This is a genomic window from Leuconostoc lactis (assembly GCF_007954625.1).
Taxonomy (GTDB): Bacteria; Bacillota; Bacilli; order Lactobacillales; family Lactobacillaceae; genus Leuconostoc; species Leuconostoc lactis_A.
Genome location: NZ_CP042420.1, coordinates 220091 through 235214 on the forward strand (window position 1 = coordinate 220091; position 15124 = coordinate 235214).

A 15124-nucleotide genomic window follows, 5' to 3' on the forward strand; every position below is an offset into this window, starting at 1 on the left:
AACTAAGTCATTGGAGTTTATTATGTCAGATCAACGGATTAGCTGGGATCAATATTTTATTGCCCAAGCCGCCATTTTATCAACACGTTCAACTTGTACCCGCTTGCATGTCGGGGCCGTTCTGGTCAAAAACAACCGAATTATCGCCAGTGGTTATAACGGAGCCGTTGCTGGCACCCCACACTGTACCGATGTTGGTGACTTAATCGTTGATGGGCATTGTATCCGCGCGGTTCATGCGGAACAAAATGCCCTGATGCAAGCCGCACAAATGGGTATTAGCGTCGCCGACGCGACGGTTTATGTCACCGATGTCCCCTGTGTTCATTGTACGAAGCTCTTATTACAAGCGGGCGTGTCAAAAATTAACTACATGCGTAACTATCGCAACGATTCTTTTGCTGAAGAACTTTTACAACAAAAGCAAGTACCGTTGCAACAAGTGCCCTTTTCACAAGAGACAGCCAATCAAATTGACTTATCGCGCTTCGTCACACATGAATGATCCAACATCAAAAACCTTGAATTATTTGTTAATAACGAACTATTTTCATTTTAGCATAATTTATCCGTTTAGAAAACGAATACTCGAAATACTTATCATAATCTAACTTAAGTCATTAAGTCACTGTTTTAATAGCGAAATAGCCAACTTACCTTTGCCCAAAAGCCCGTCACATCAAGCAAATCGCGATTTCCTCAGATACGAACAAACTTGCCAACCACGGTAAAATTCGTTAATATTTAAGATAGATGATTTTGAGAAAGGAACCGCGTAACGCCCCTGTTACGCGATCAATACGATGTCAAAAAATGAACAGCAATACCTTGATTTAGCACAAAAAATATTAGCTGAAGGTAACCTCAAAGGCGACCGTACTGGAACGGGTACGCACTCCCTCTTTGGTACGCAAATGCGCTTTGACTTACAAGAAGGCTTTCCACTTCTCACAACCAAGAAAGTTTTCTTTGGGTTAATTAAATCCGAACTACTCTGGTTTTTGCGTGGCGATAACAACATTCGTTTCCTATTGCAACATAACAACCACATTTGGGATGAGTGGGCCTTTAAAAACTGGGTAGAATCAAACGATTATACCGGTCCTGATATGACCAACTTTGGCCATCGCGCAGAAACTGACCCTGAATTTGCGGCCGTCTATCAAGCGCAAAAAGCGATTTTTGTCGACAAAATTTTAAACGACGACGCCTTCATGGAAAAATTTGGTTACGTAGGTGACGTCTATGGCAAGCTCTGGCGTGGTTGGGAAACGAGCAGTGTCACAGCTGGTACCGAGACTGTTGATCAAGTGGCGCGCTTAGTTGAAGAGATTAAAACAACGCCTGACTCTCGCCGCCTTATTTTGACAGCCTGGAATGCTGATACAACGCCGCAAGCCCCCTTGCCTTCATGCCACGTCTTGAGTCAATTCTATGTCGCTGATGGCAAATTAAGCCTTCAGTTGTATCAACGTTCAGGTGATTTCTTCTTGGGTGTGCCATTCAACATTGCGTCATATTCACTTTTGTTGCATATGATGGCCGCGCAAACCGGTTATGAAGTGGGTGACTTTGTGCACACAATCGGTGACACGCACATTTATAACAACCACGTGGATCAAATCACAGAACAACTCTCACGTCCGATGCACCCGCTACCAAAGTTATGGTTAAATCCGGACGTTAAATCAATTTTTGATTACACGATGGATGACATTAAGGTGCTTGATTATGAAAGTGAAGCCCCAATTAAGGCACCGGTCGCTGTTTAAGGCGTTATCGACCAACTGAAAGGACCTCATCATGAAAATTAGACCGTTGGAAAAAAGGGATTTACCTTATATTTATCAACAGGAGAATTCCCGAAAAGTCATGGCGCTATGGTTTCAAGAGGCTTATACGTCATTTGAAGAACTACAACTGCTCTATGAACGCCATATCTTAGATCAGACTGAGCGTCGGTTTGTCGTTGAAGATGACGACCAATTTATCGGCGTCGTCGAGTTAATGTATATCGACATGTTACATCGACATACCGAAATTCAAATTATTATTCATCCCGACCATCAAGGCCTTGGCTTTGCGCAATCAGCTATTCGTGCGGGCGTTGAATATGCTTTCCAAGTATTGAACATGCATAAGGTCTATCTGTACGTTGACGTGGCTAATGCCGCAGCCATCCATATCTACAAGAAGGTTGGCTTCAAAGAAGAAGGTATTTTACGCGAACACTTCTTTGCCGAAGGTCAATATCACGACAGTATGATGATGGGCATTTTGGCAAAAGAATTTACCACTAATTAGCAAAAAGACTGAACACCATATTGGTGTTCAGTCTTTTTTGTCAATCTTTACGGTATCGCATCCCAATAAAAAAACTTGTTCCTTAGGAAACAAGTTTGAGATTCAGAACTTCTCGGCGAACTGAATAATCGCAAACACTGAAAGCGTTTACAATACTATTATATCAATTTTTAATAAATGGTCAACCCGCTAAATACAATGCGTTTAGCCTTGGGCATCAATCATTTGTGACCCTAATTCAAAGTTATGTGAGTAGTCAACTGGGATGTCCACCACTACTGGTCCTTCAGATGCAAAGGCTTCATCAAGTACCGCATTCAGTTCATCTGGTGTGTTGACACGTAGCCCCTTGGCACCAAAACTTTCAGCATACTTCACCAAGTCGATGTTACCAAAATCAACACCGGCTGAGCGACCGTCATACTTCATTTCTTCTTGGAACTTGACCATGTCATAGTGGGCGTTGTCATTCCACACAATATGCACGGTGTTTAACTTCAAACGAACAGCAGTTTCTAATTCCATTGATGAGAAGAAGAAGCCACCATCACCAGAAACCGACACCGCCTTGGCATTTGGACGTAACATCGCTGCTGTCATGGCCCATGGCAAACCAACACCAAGTGTTTGCATCCCATTTGAAATCAAGAAGTGACGGGCAACGTATGACTTGAAGTGACGCGCCATCCAGATGTAGTGTGACCCAATATCAGTTGCCACAGTCATATCATCCGTCACATGCGCTTGGATTGCTTTAATGATGTTTAATGGATGGTTCAAATGGCCTTGCGCTGGCGTATAAGTTGGTTCGTCTGACGCACGCAAATCCGCCTTCAATGTCTTCAAAACAGCCTGACTATCAACAGGTAATTCATAACCAGCCACACGTTCTGTTAATAAGTCCAAGCTTTGACCCAAATCACCCACAAGTTGACGCTTTGGCATAAAGTTATTGTCGATTTGTACCGGTGTTGTATCCAACGCCACAATGTTCAAATCATTTTCTTTGTTCCAGTTACGTGGTTCGTATTCAATCGCATCATAACCGATCGTGATGACCAAGTCAGATTGCTTCAACAACTTGTCCCCTGTTTGGTTACGGAAGAAACCAATGCGGCCAAAGAATGTTTCTGGTTCCAATTCACGAGAAATAACCCCTGAACCTTGGAATGTTTCTACGACTGGTAGCGTTGTTTGCTTCAACAACTTGTGCAAAGCCGCAACTGTCTCATCGTCAGAACCACGTGCGCCAACCAACAAAACTGGTAACTTAGCTTGCTTGATTTGTTCAGCTAACCAATCCAAATCAGCTAAGGCTGCTGCCCCTTGCTTGGCATAAGGCATTGGTGGCAAGGCTTCAACTGACACGGGTGCATCATCCACATCTTGTGGTAATGAAACAAAGGCTGCCCCTTTTTTAGCGCCATTAGCAGCCGCAAAAGCGTTCGCAATAATTTCTGAAATGTTATTTGGATCTTGAATTTCTGAACTATAATTCGTAATTGGGGCAAACAGTGCCACTGAATTCGTTGATTGGTGCGTCAAACGATACAAGTCTTTACGTGGTACTTGACCACCAATAGCCACTACGGGGTCGCTTTCAGCACTTGCTGTCATCAAACCACTCACCAAGTTACCCACACCAGGACCTGATGTGACAATCGTGACACCTGGCTTACCGGTAATACGCGCAAAAGCTTGTGCCATAAAGACCGCATTTTGTTCGTGACGCGTCACAATTAATTTTGGCACTTTTTGACCAGAGGCTGGATGTTCCAACGTCGTAAAGAGACGATCAATCTTGGCACCGGGAATCCCGAAAACCAAATCAATCCCATGGTTCGTCAAGCTATCTGCAACAATATCTGCACCGTACTTTTGATCTGACATTTGATATCAAGGGTAATTAACGCGCTGACCGACACTTAAGCAAGACAAGCCGATCATTAACTACCCATTCCTCCATTTTTTTCAATAAGCCTATCATAGCACTTTTTAGCTGGTAATGGTCAAAAAAACTTTGTGAAATTCATCGTTATATCAATGTTCTTCCCTTCACAAACTCACAATTTGACCAAATAAAAAAAGTTATCCGAATTGGATAACTTTTACGTTTAATCACTAAATTCAAAGACAAAGTCTGAGTTATTGATGCGGACATCATCCCCATCTTTGGCCCCAGCAGCACGTAAGGCATCATCGACACCCATGTGACGCAATTGGCGACCAAAACGCATAATCGTGGCATCACGCTGAATGTTGGTCATCAAGAACAACTTTTCAACTTCAGCACCACCAACAACCCATTGCTCAGAATCTTCATCCCATTCAATTGTAAAGTCATGCTTTTCTGGCTTAAACTCATACGTCTTTTCAGTCGGTGTGGCTTCAACGACTGGCCGATAACTTTCTGGTGCTGGTGCAGTCGCCAAAGTATCGGCCGTGACACGCATCAACTCCTGGACGCCATCACGCGTCAAAGCTGAGATTGGCATAATCTTTGGTTGTGTTGGTAAGCCTGAATCAGCAGCTACTTGTTCCCGGAATTTCACCAAATTATCGGCTGAATCCGGCATATCCATTTTAGTTGGCACAATAATGTGTGGTCGTGCCAAAATGGTTTCATCATATTGTTGTAATTCGTCAAGAATCTTACGGTATTGCGTATACGGATCCGTGCCTTCAATCCCTGACATGTCAACCAAGTGCAAGATGACCTTCGTTCGTTCAACGTGACGTAAGAATTGGAAACCTAACCCAACACCTTGAGCCGCGCCTTCAATCAATCCTGGTAAGTCCGCCATGACAAAGTCACGTTCATCTGGCAAACGCACCATCCCAATGTTGGGGGCTAACGTTGTAAAGTGATATGCGGCCACTTTTGGCTTCGCATTCGACACAACTGACAGCAACGTTGACTTACCCGCTGATGGGAAACCAACTAGCCCAACATCTGCCAAAACTCTTAATTCGAGCTTCAAATTCCGAACTTCACCTGGTTCACCGTTTTCTGATAATTCCGGTGCGGGGTTGGCTGGGGTGGCAAAATGAATATTACCACGGCCACCACGACCACCCTTGGCAACAACCAGTTCTTGTCCGTTTTCAAGCATATCGCCCAAAACTTCACCGGTATCGGCGTCTTTCACGATTGTACCCTGTGGGATTTTAATATAGCGGTCATCGGATGACGCACCTGTCATCCCCTTTGTGCCTCCATTACCACCTGGTTGTGCTTTAAAATGTCGGTTATAACGGAAGTCCATCAGAGTACGTAACCCTTCATCGACTTTCAAAATGATTGAGCCACCATGCCCACCATCACCACCAAAAGGCCCGCCCATTGCGACGAACTTTTCGTGACGGAAAGACACAATACCGTCTCCCCCTTTACCGGCTTTTACTTCAATTTCTGCTTGATCTACGAATGCCATAGTTTGATTGCGCGCAACTTGTTGCCTCACACACGACCGTCCAGCTGCAAAAGCCTGATTCGTGCGTGTCGTTGCGCCCCCCTTCTCCTTGTCTGCCTACCGAGGTAAGCTTGCGATATTTTAATACTCTAGTTTACCATAAAAAACAACTTCATGCGACTATTATGCCGTGACTCAGGCACCCGACTGCAAACTGAGGTGAATGACCCGTGCCAGTTTTTCATTAATACCAATGGCCTGTAAGTCAGCGATTGAAGCCGCGGCAATTTTTGGTAGTGACCCAAATTCACGCAAAAGTTTTTGCCGGGTCTTAGGCCCGACACCATCAATCCTATCAAGTCGTGACGCTAACGTGTTTTTACTGCGTAACTGTCGATGGAAACTGACGGCAAAACGGTGCACCTCTTCTTGTACCCGCTGAATTAAGAAGAACCCTTCAGATTGTTTGTCAAAGGTCACCACTTTTCCCGTATGGCCATCAATGAGATCAGCAGTCTTATGTTTATCATTTTTAACCATGGCCGCAATTGGAACATGCGTGAGGCCTAATTCATCTACCAGAACTTCTTTGGCAGCATTGAGCTGAATCTCGCCGCCATCCATTAAAATCAAATCGGGCATCTCGCCACCTTCTTTTAACAGACGGGAATAGCGCCGACGAATAACTTCTTGCGTTTCCGCCCATTCATCCGCATGATCAACAGACTTAATTTTATACTTCCGGTAGAGGTCCTTATTTGGCACACCATCTTCAAATACCACCATCGCACTCACAATTTCAACCCCTTGCGTATGTGAATGGTCAAAAGCTTCAATCCGATGGCCCATGGGAATATGCAAAGCATCGGTAATTTCACGCATGGCGCCTGTGGTTTTCTTTTCATTGAGTTGCATCAAGCGGAATTTTTCTTCTAGCGCAATGCGGGCGTTTTTTTGGGCTAAATCCAGCAAATCACGTTTTTCACCTCGTACTGGGATGCGAACGGGGACGCCCAATGCTTCAGTTAGTGCTGCGGTATCAATCCCTTTTGGTACTAGGACTTCGTTAGGCTTTTGAATGTTGCGCTGCGCATAAAATTGTTGAATAAAATTCATCATTTCTTCATCAGCGGAGCCAACGACCGAAAATGTTTGTTTAAACTGCCGGATTAGGCGGGCTTGCCGAAGGAAAAAGACCTCAACGGTCATCCAACCTTTATCCAAATGATAGTTGAACAAATCACGCGGCGTGGTATCTTTTGACAGCACTCGTTGACTTTCGACCGTTTCATCAATATATTTCAATTGATCCCGTAAATCAGCGGCTTGTTCAAAAGCTAACGCCTCTGCTGCGGCTGCCATTTTCTCAGCAATGGCTTTTTTAACGGCAGCCGTATCCCCATCCAAAAAACGTTTAATCTGGTCAACTTGGGCTGCGTATTCAGCCTCTGGTACTTCATGCCAACAAGCGCCCAAACATTGCCCCATATTATAGTACAAGCATGGCCGACCCTGAAAGCCGTTACAGCGGCGCAAGGGATAGTTTTTTTCCAAAAAACGTAATGTTTCTTGGGCTGCAAACACGTTAGGATAGGGGCCAAAATAAAAACCACCATCTTTTTTAACTTCATTAACCATGGCCATTTTGGGATCACGTTCTTTGGTAATTTTAATGTACGGATAGCCTGTGCCATACTTGAGTCGAATGTTGTAGTATGGCTTGTATTTTTTGATTAACTCATTTTCCAACAAAAAGGCTTCTTTGTCAGAATTGGTCACGATATAATCAAAATCCACAATATTTTGGACCAATTCAGCCGTTTTACCTGTGTGATCTTGCTTAAAGTAAGACCGGACGCGGTTTTTAAGGTTTTTGGCCTTCCCCACGTAGATAATTTTGCCACTCTGGTCTTTCATTTGATATGACCCAGGTTCTGCTGGCAGTAACGCGAGTTTTTGTTCAATGTGTTGTGATGGATTTGCTAACATAGTTTTATTATACCAAGCCACGCAAGCATTTTGGTCGAAAATAAAAACACGCGTTCGCGTGTTTCTCATTTTAATTATGCTTCATGTTGTAAGGCTGCACCAATAAAGTCATGGTACAAACCTTCTGGACGATCCGGACGTGAGAGGAATTCTGGATGGTACTGTGCTGCAACGAAGAAATCATTCTTTGGATATTCAATCACTTCCATCAAACGATTGTCTGGTGACGTTGCCGCAAAGACCATGCCCGCCTTTTCAAATTCGTCACGGAACTTTGTGTTAAATTCATAACGGTGACGGTGGCGTTGTTCAACTTCTTCAACATCGCCGTAAGCCTTGGCCGTTAATGTACCTTGCTTTAACATCGCTGGGTAAAGACCCAAACGCAATGTACCACCAAGGTTTTCCACGTTTTCTTGATCCTTCATCAAATCAATAATTGGTGCTTGCGTTTCTGGATTAAGTTCAGTTGAGTTCGCATCTTCATAGCCTAGAACATGGCGTGCAAATTCAACGGAAGCCAACTGCATGCCCAAGCAAACACCCAAGAACGGCGTGTTTGTTTCACGGGCAAAGCGAATCGCTTGAATTTTACCTTCAGTACCACGGGCACCAAAGCCACCAGGTACCATCACGCCATCGGCATCAGCTAACAATTCTTGCACGTTTTCAGCTGTCACCGTTTCTGACTTAATGTGGTTAATGTTCACTTCTGCATCTTGGGCGTAACCCGCATGCTTTAAGGCTTCATTAACTGAAATATACGCATCTGGCAAATCCGTATACTTGCCGACTAAGGCAATGTTAACTGTCTTCTTTGGATGCTTGATATGATCAACCATCGCTGTCCAAGCTGTCATGTCAGCCTTTGGCGCGTCAATCTTCAACTTTTCCAAGACGACATCATCCATGCCCTGCGCTTGCAAGTTCATTGGAATGTCATACAATGATTCCACGTCACGCGATTCAATCACCGCATTCGCATTAACATCCGTAAAGGTTGAAATCTTTTGCTTCAAGCTATCTTCTAGTGGTTCAGAAGTACGCAAGACGATCATATCAGGTTGAATACCCAATGACCGCAATTGCGCTACTGAATGTTGTGTTGGCTTTGTCTTCGCTTCACCAGCCGCTGTCAAGTAAACAATCAAGCTCGTGTGAATGTAAAAGACATTGTCGTTACCAAGATCTGACTTCATTTGACGCAAAGCTTCGATAAATGGCAAACTTTCAATATCACCAACTGTGCCACCAACTTCAACAATCACAACATCAGCGTCTGTTGATTCCGCAGCTTTTTTCATCTTATCTTTAATGGCATCGGTAATGTGCGGAATGACTTGCACTGTCCCACCATTATAGTCACCGCGACGTTCCTTAGCCAATACTTCTGAGTAAATGCGGCCCGTCGTCACGTTTGAATACATGTTCGTGTTAATATCCATGAAACGTTCATAGTGACCCATGTCCAAATCAGTTTCAAGACCATCACCCGTCACAAAGGTTTCACCGTGTTGGTAAGGTGACATTGTCCCTGGATCAATGTTGATATATGGGTCCAACTTTTGAATCGCTAATTTCAACCCACGATTCTTCAATAAGCGGCCAAGTGATGCCGCGACAATACCCTTTCCCAAAGATGACACAACACCACCTGTGACGAAAATGTACTTTACTTGTTTATCTGCCATGATGCCTCCTCATGATATAGCGCTGGGCGCTTGCAACGATTCAGGGGGTAAAAATAAAATAGAAAAGCCCCCAAGTTGAACTTGGGAGCTTTTAACGTCTGTCCCAATAAATGGGAGCCCTAATATATAATACAGAGTTCGGTTATATTTGTCAAACATTAACCTACTTTTTTTAAACCTATTTGCTTATGCTTTAACACGCTTGAAAACCGTGATGGTTTCCACATGCGTTGTTTGTGGGAATTGATCCAATGGTTGGACTGAGCCATCAATCTCAAACCCTTCAGCTAAAATTTGGACGGCATCACGCGCCAAAGTCGCTGGATTGCAGCTAATATAGACAAATGTTTCCGGTGCCATAGCGGCTACGGCGGAAATCAGTTCCGCTGTCAATCCCTTACGTGGTGGATCTACAAAGACAACGTTAGGCTTCAAGCCCTCAGCCGCCCAAGCCACCATTTGTTCTGGGGCATCAGCCGTGACAAAAGTCACGTTGTCAATTTGGTTGTTGCGCGCGTTTTGTTCCGCATCAGCTACCGCATTTTCAACGACTTCAACACCATAAACATGCTTCACCTTGTCAGCAATTGACAACGTAATGGTCCCAATACCAGAATAGGCATCGACAGCAATATCTGTTGGTTTCAAGCCAGCTTTTTCAGCTGCCAACATGTACAACGTGGCGGTTGTTTGTGGGTTTACTTGATAAAATGAGTTCGGTCCAATGACAAAATCTTTGCCCATCAATTGGTCGTGGATATCATCAGCGCCCCAAATGGTTTCATTCCATTGTCCCATGATCACATTGGTATCATCATGGTTAATGTTGTGGATAAAGCTCTTTAATTCAGGGAGTTTTGCCTGCAAACGTGTTGCAATTTCATCAGCTTGTGGCAAACGCTTGGTGTTCGTCACAATCACAACCATTAATTCGTGTGAGTAATAGCCGCGACGTGCCATAATATGGCGCACAACACCTTTTTTAGTTGTTTCGTCATAGGCTGATAACCCAAGATCACGTAAGATGTCACGCGTTACCGTCACAGCTTCGTCGACTTTCGGATCTTGAATGTAAAAGTCTTCCACAGGGACTAAGTTGTGTGACCCACGACGATAAAAACCAGTTTCCAAGCGGCCATTAATTTCTTGAACGGGCACCTGGGCCTTGTTACGATACTTGGTCGGATCAGTCATCCCAATGGTTGGGCTAACTGCCACGTCAATATTGACTTTTTTAAATAGCTGTTCGACTTGACGTTGCTTAAATTCAAGTTGTGCTTCATATTTCAAATTTGCCAACGGGGCAATCCCCGTTGTAATGGCGATTTGATTGGCATTTTGCACACGATTTGGTGATTCTTGCAGACGCTTAATCACACGCCCAAAGGCAAAATTCTTTTGCACTTTCGTGATGCCCAGACGCACAACTTCGCCTGGAATCGCATCGACAACAAAGATAGGGAAGTTATCAATTTTAACCACACCCATGCCTTGATAAGTAATGTCAACAACTTCCCCTTCAACTTCTTGGTTCTTGGTTACAGGGGCTTTTTGGGGGTAAACCCGATTGGCTTTTGCCATAGCATTTCGCTCACTTTCTTGTTGCGCCTTTTGATACGCACTTTAATGTCACATTATTTAACGTCGAGTTTTTCGACGTCCGCCATAAACTGTTGCTTTGTTTTGTCGGAAATAGTTGCCGCTTCTGGCATACCAGAACGGTTGGCCACAAACTCAATGTGTTGTTGGAGATCTGTGAATAACATCGGTGCATCCCCACCATATTCACCATCCAAGTTAACCTTCAATTGATCATCATCTAATGGCGTGATTTCAACTTTATTGGTCTTTTTATAAATCATTTGGGGATTATCCACATGCTTGCCACCATTTAACATTTGGGCAACCATTTGCAAAATTTGACCCAAGTTAGATTCTTTAATAATCAGTAACGTGAACTTACCATCGTCTAACTTCGCATCCGGCACAATCGATTCAAACCCGCCAACAGAATTCGTTAGCGCTAAGAAAATCATTGAAATCTTACCAGAATATTCACCATCATCATAGGTCACGCGGGCATTAACCGGCTTAATTCGGGTAATGAGCTCTGTCCCTTTCACCAAATAAGCTAAGTAACCATACAATGACTTCATCAATGATGGGACTGCATAAGTCACTTCACTAATTGTCCCCAAAGCGGCAATATTCATGAAATATTTGGTCTGACCAGCTTGGTCAATTTCTCCAATATCCATTTTAATGGTTTCATGCTGCAAAATCACTTTCGCGGCTTCCAAAGGTTCGTCACGTGGTAACTTCAACGCACGGGCGTAATCATTGGTTGTTCCTGCCGGAATCACCGCCATCATCGGCCGCTTTTCTAAAGGCGCCAAACCATTGACCACTTCATTAATCGTGCCATCGCCACCGGCAGCAACAATTAAATCAAACCCAGCCTCAGCAGCACGCTTAGCTTCTTTGGCTGCTGACATGGGTTCTGGCGTCGTTGCAAAGGCCGACGTTTCATACCCTGCTGATTCATAAACTTGCAAAATATCCAACATTTCACGTTTGATAGCCTCACGCCCAGATGTTGGGTTGTAGATAATTCTTGCTCTCATGTTTGCTTGTGCGTAAGTGTTATGAACACGTTACTTCACACGTTACCGTGCTAACACAATCCTTTCTTAAAAACTTATGTACACAGGCGAAAGCCTGTTATGACTGACGACCATAGTCGCCAGTTAGATATTGAGAATTAACGCTTGGCTAATTCTTCCAGTAATAATTTGTTCATGACAGTTGGATTTGCTTGACCCTTAGACATCTTCATCAATTGTCCAATCAAGAAGCCTGTTGCGCGGTCTTTACCACCCTTAAAGTCTTCAATTGACTGTGGGTTGGCATCCAAAACAGTTGTAATCCATTCTAATAAGACAGCTGGATCACTAATTTGAACCAAACCATGCTTCTTGGCAAATGCTTCTGGTTCTTCACCAGCCATGATAGCTTCAAACACTTGCTTGGCTTGCTTCGTTGAAATTGTCCCATCTTCAATCAAGCGAATCATGCCTGCCAAATGTTCTGGTGTTAATTGCGTTTCTGACAGTTCTACTTGGTGCTTGTTCATGTAAGCATTCACATCACCAATTAAGTAGTTGGCCGCACGCTTAGCGTCAGCGCCCGCAGCCACTGTCGCATCATAGAAATTAGCCATCGCCAATGTTTGCGTCAACACTTCAGCATCATAAGGTTCAATTCCCAAGTTTGTCACATAATCATGTTGCCGTTCAGCCGCAGATTTTGGCAATTCAGCTGCTACTTTGTCAATCCAAGCTTGGTCAATCACCACTGGTGCCAAATCAGGTTCTGGGAAATAACGGTAATCGTCAGCCCCTTCCTTGACACGCATCAAGATCGTTGACTTAGTTGGTTCATTATAACGTCGCGTTTCTTGTTGAATCACACCACCAGCCCGCAAAACTTCGGCTTGACGCTTTTCTTCAAAGTACAGGGCATTACGGACATAGTTGAATGAATTGATGTTCTTCATTTCGACTTTAGTCCCATAAGTATCAGAACCATATGGTCGCAATGAAATGTTGACATCGGCACGCATCTGTCCTTCTTGCATCTTGGCTTCAGAGATACCCGTAAACAAAATTGTTTGGCGGAGTTGTTCCAAATAGGCATACGCTTCTTCAGGTGATGAAATGTCTGCTTCTGACACAATTTCAATCAAAGGTGTGCCTTGACGATTCAAATCGACATAAGAATAACCATCCGTGCCATGGGTATTTTTACCGGCATCTTCTTCGACGTGTAATTCCTTAATACGAACACGCTTAACGCTACCGTCTTCAAGCTTCACATCCAAGTAGCCATTTGTTCCCAAAGGTGTCTGTGATTGGGTTGTCTGATAGGCCTTTGGATTATCAGGATAAAAGTAATTCTTACGATCCCAACGAATAAATGGTGAAATCGTCGCGTGGAGTGCCAAAGCCGCCCGCATCCCAAATTCTAATGCCCCTTTGTTGGCCACTGGCAAAACACCTGGATAACCAAAATCAATCACGTTGGTGTTTTCATTGGGTTCATCACCATAATGTACTGGTGATGGTGACATCAGCTTTGAGTTTGTCTGCATTTCAACGTGGACTTCAAGACCAATCGTTGTTTCAAAATTTCCTGTTCCCATAATTGTCATCCGTTCATCTGCTCTGCTAATCAGGTGAACGTTATTCCTCCCGCTTAGCTTAGTATGTCCTTTGCAATTGCTGGCTTTTGTTCAAACAAACGACTCGTTTGTTCAAAGGCATAACCAGTCTGGTAAACTGTTGCTTCATCAAATGGTCGGCCAATAATTTGCAAGCCAACCGGTAGGCCATCAACAAAACCAGCATTGACAGACATGCCAGGTAACCCAGCCAAGTTCACTGGAATAGTCAAGACATCCGCCAAATACATCGCTGTTGGATCATCCACTTCTTCGCCCAAACCATAAGCCACCGTTGGTGCCGTTGGCCCAACAATCACATCGTAATCGGCAAAGACCTTATTAAAGTCTTCAATCAACAATGTCCGAATTTTCGCTGCCTTCTTAAAGAACGCATCATACGCACCAGCTGACAGTGAGAATGTCCCAAGCATGATGCGACGCTTGACTTCATCCCCGAAGCCTTCTGAACGTGTCTTAATGTAAAGTTCTTCCAAGTTTTTCACGTCATCGGCACGGAAGCCGTAACGAACGCCATCATAACGTTGCAAGTTAGATGAGGCTTCAGAAGACATGATGATATAGTAAGCCGCAACACCATACTTTGTATGTGGCAAGCTGACTTCATCCACTGTTGCACCAAGTGCCTCAAGCTGGGCAATCGCTGCTTTAACGGTGCTAGCAACCTTTGGATCAATCCCTTCACCAAAGTATTCCTTTGGTACGGCAATTTTCAAGCCCTTGACATCACCCGTTAACTGCGCTGTGAAATCCGGTACTGCACGTTCTGATGACGTTGAGTCCTTCGCATCAAAACCAGAGATGGCATTTAAGACCAACGCATTATCTTTCACAGTACGTGTAAATGGTCCAACTTGGTCAAGTGATGACGCCATGGCAAACAAGCCCCAACGTGACACACGACCATAAGTTGGCTTTAAGCCAACAATCCCGTTAAACGCCGCTGGTTGACGGATTGATCCACCAGTATCTGACCCCAAAGCAAAGGGTACCAAACCAGCCGCAACCGCAGCTGCCGAACCACCAGATGAACCACCTGGTACTTTCGTTTGGTCCCACGCATTAGTCGTTGTCTTATAGTATGACGTTTCTGTTGAACCACCCATGGCAAATTCGTCCATGTTAGTCTTACCAACTGATACCGCCCCAACCGTCTTTAACTTATCCACAACTGTTGCGTTATAGACTGGCTTAAAACCTTCTAAAATATGTGACGCACCGGTCGTTTGAATGCCTTCCGTTGCCAAGTTATCCTTCAGTGCAAATGGGATACCAGCTAATGTTTGCGTGAAATCTTGTTTGTCATCCTCTGCTTGCGCTTGGAGTAACGCTGCTTCCGGATTTGTCATGATAAAGGCTTCAAGTTTGTCATCAACTTTGGCGATATTATCCAAAGCCCCTTGTACCAATTCGACCGCTGTCACGTCTTGCTTAACCAATTTGTCATGTAACGTGGTTAGGTCATTATCAAAAAAGTTAAAAGTCAT

At 44.1% G+C, this 15124-nt stretch carries 11 protein-coding genes; 3 read left to right on the forward strand and 8 right to left on the reverse strand.

The window, feature by feature from the left end:
• Positions 1-22: 22 nt before the first annotated feature.
• The 3 genes from FGL80_RS01040 to FGL80_RS01050 all read left to right on the forward strand — a co-directional run bounded on the left by FGL80_RS01040 (position 23) and on the right by FGL80_RS01050 (position 2304).
• Complete coding sequence (locus FGL80_RS01040; RefSeq protein ID WP_129873755.1) at positions 23-505, forward strand: deoxycytidylate deaminase; 483 nt, start codon at positions 23-25, stop codon at positions 503-505.
• A gap of 298 nt (positions 506-803) precedes the next feature.
• On the forward strand, positions 804-1772 hold the full coding sequence (locus FGL80_RS01045) for a thymidylate synthase (protein WP_055307489.1): 969 nt from the start codon (positions 804-806) through the stop codon (positions 1770-1772).
• A 31-nt stretch (positions 1773-1803) separates the two neighbouring features.
• Positions 1804-2304 (forward strand): GNAT family N-acetyltransferase, encoded by a 501-nt coding sequence (locus FGL80_RS01050; RefSeq protein WP_055307488.1) that lies wholly within the window; start codon positions 1804-1806, stop codon positions 2302-2304.
• Between the two features lie 204 nt (positions 2305-2508).
• Here the strand turns inward: FGL80_RS01050 and alsS are convergent, their stop codons facing one another.
• From alsS to gatA, 8 genes are all read right to left on the reverse strand, one after another.
• Complete coding sequence (gene alsS, locus FGL80_RS01055) at positions 2509-4194, reverse strand: acetolactate synthase AlsS (protein ID WP_147001718.1); 1686 nt, start codon at positions 4192-4194, stop codon at positions 2509-2511.
• A 224-nt stretch (positions 4195-4418) separates the two neighbouring features.
• Positions 4419-5738 (reverse strand): GTPase ObgE, encoded by a 1320-nt coding sequence (obgE, locus tag FGL80_RS01060; protein WP_055307532.1) that lies wholly within the window; start codon positions 5736-5738, stop codon positions 4419-4421.
• Between the two features lie 174 nt (positions 5739-5912).
• Positions 5913-7706, reverse strand: coding sequence for an excinuclease ABC subunit UvrC (gene uvrC / locus FGL80_RS01065; RefSeq protein ID WP_147001719.1), 1794 nt, complete (start codon positions 7704-7706; stop codon positions 5913-5915).
• 74 nt (positions 7707-7780) lie between these two features.
• Positions 7781-9397: a CTP synthase gene (locus FGL80_RS01070; protein ID WP_010004318.1), complete on the reverse strand. Its 1617-nt coding sequence runs from the start codon at positions 9395-9397 to the stop codon at positions 7781-7783.
• Between the two features lie 186 nt (positions 9398-9583).
• Positions 9584-10978: a 23S rRNA (uracil(1939)-C(5))-methyltransferase RlmD gene (gene rlmD, locus FGL80_RS01075; RefSeq protein WP_147001720.1), complete on the reverse strand. Its 1395-nt coding sequence runs from the start codon at positions 10976-10978 to the stop codon at positions 9584-9586.
• 53 nt (positions 10979-11031) lie between these two features.
• Positions 11032-12021: a diacylglycerol kinase family lipid kinase gene (locus tag FGL80_RS01080; RefSeq protein ID WP_077282225.1), complete on the reverse strand. Its 990-nt coding sequence runs from the start codon at positions 12019-12021 to the stop codon at positions 11032-11034.
• Positions 12022-12158: 137 nt separating this feature from the next.
• On the reverse strand, positions 12159-13598 hold the full coding sequence (gatB, locus tag FGL80_RS01085; RefSeq protein WP_147001976.1) for an Asp-tRNA(Asn)/Glu-tRNA(Gln) amidotransferase subunit GatB: 1440 nt from the start codon (positions 13596-13598) through the stop codon (positions 12159-12161).
• Positions 13599-13651: 53 nt separating this feature from the next.
• Positions 13652-15124 carry an Asp-tRNA(Asn)/Glu-tRNA(Gln) amidotransferase subunit GatA gene (gene gatA / locus FGL80_RS01090; RefSeq protein ID WP_147001721.1) on the reverse strand — a complete coding sequence of 491 codons (1473 nt, stop codon included), beginning with the start codon at positions 15122-15124 and terminating at the stop codon, positions 13652-13654.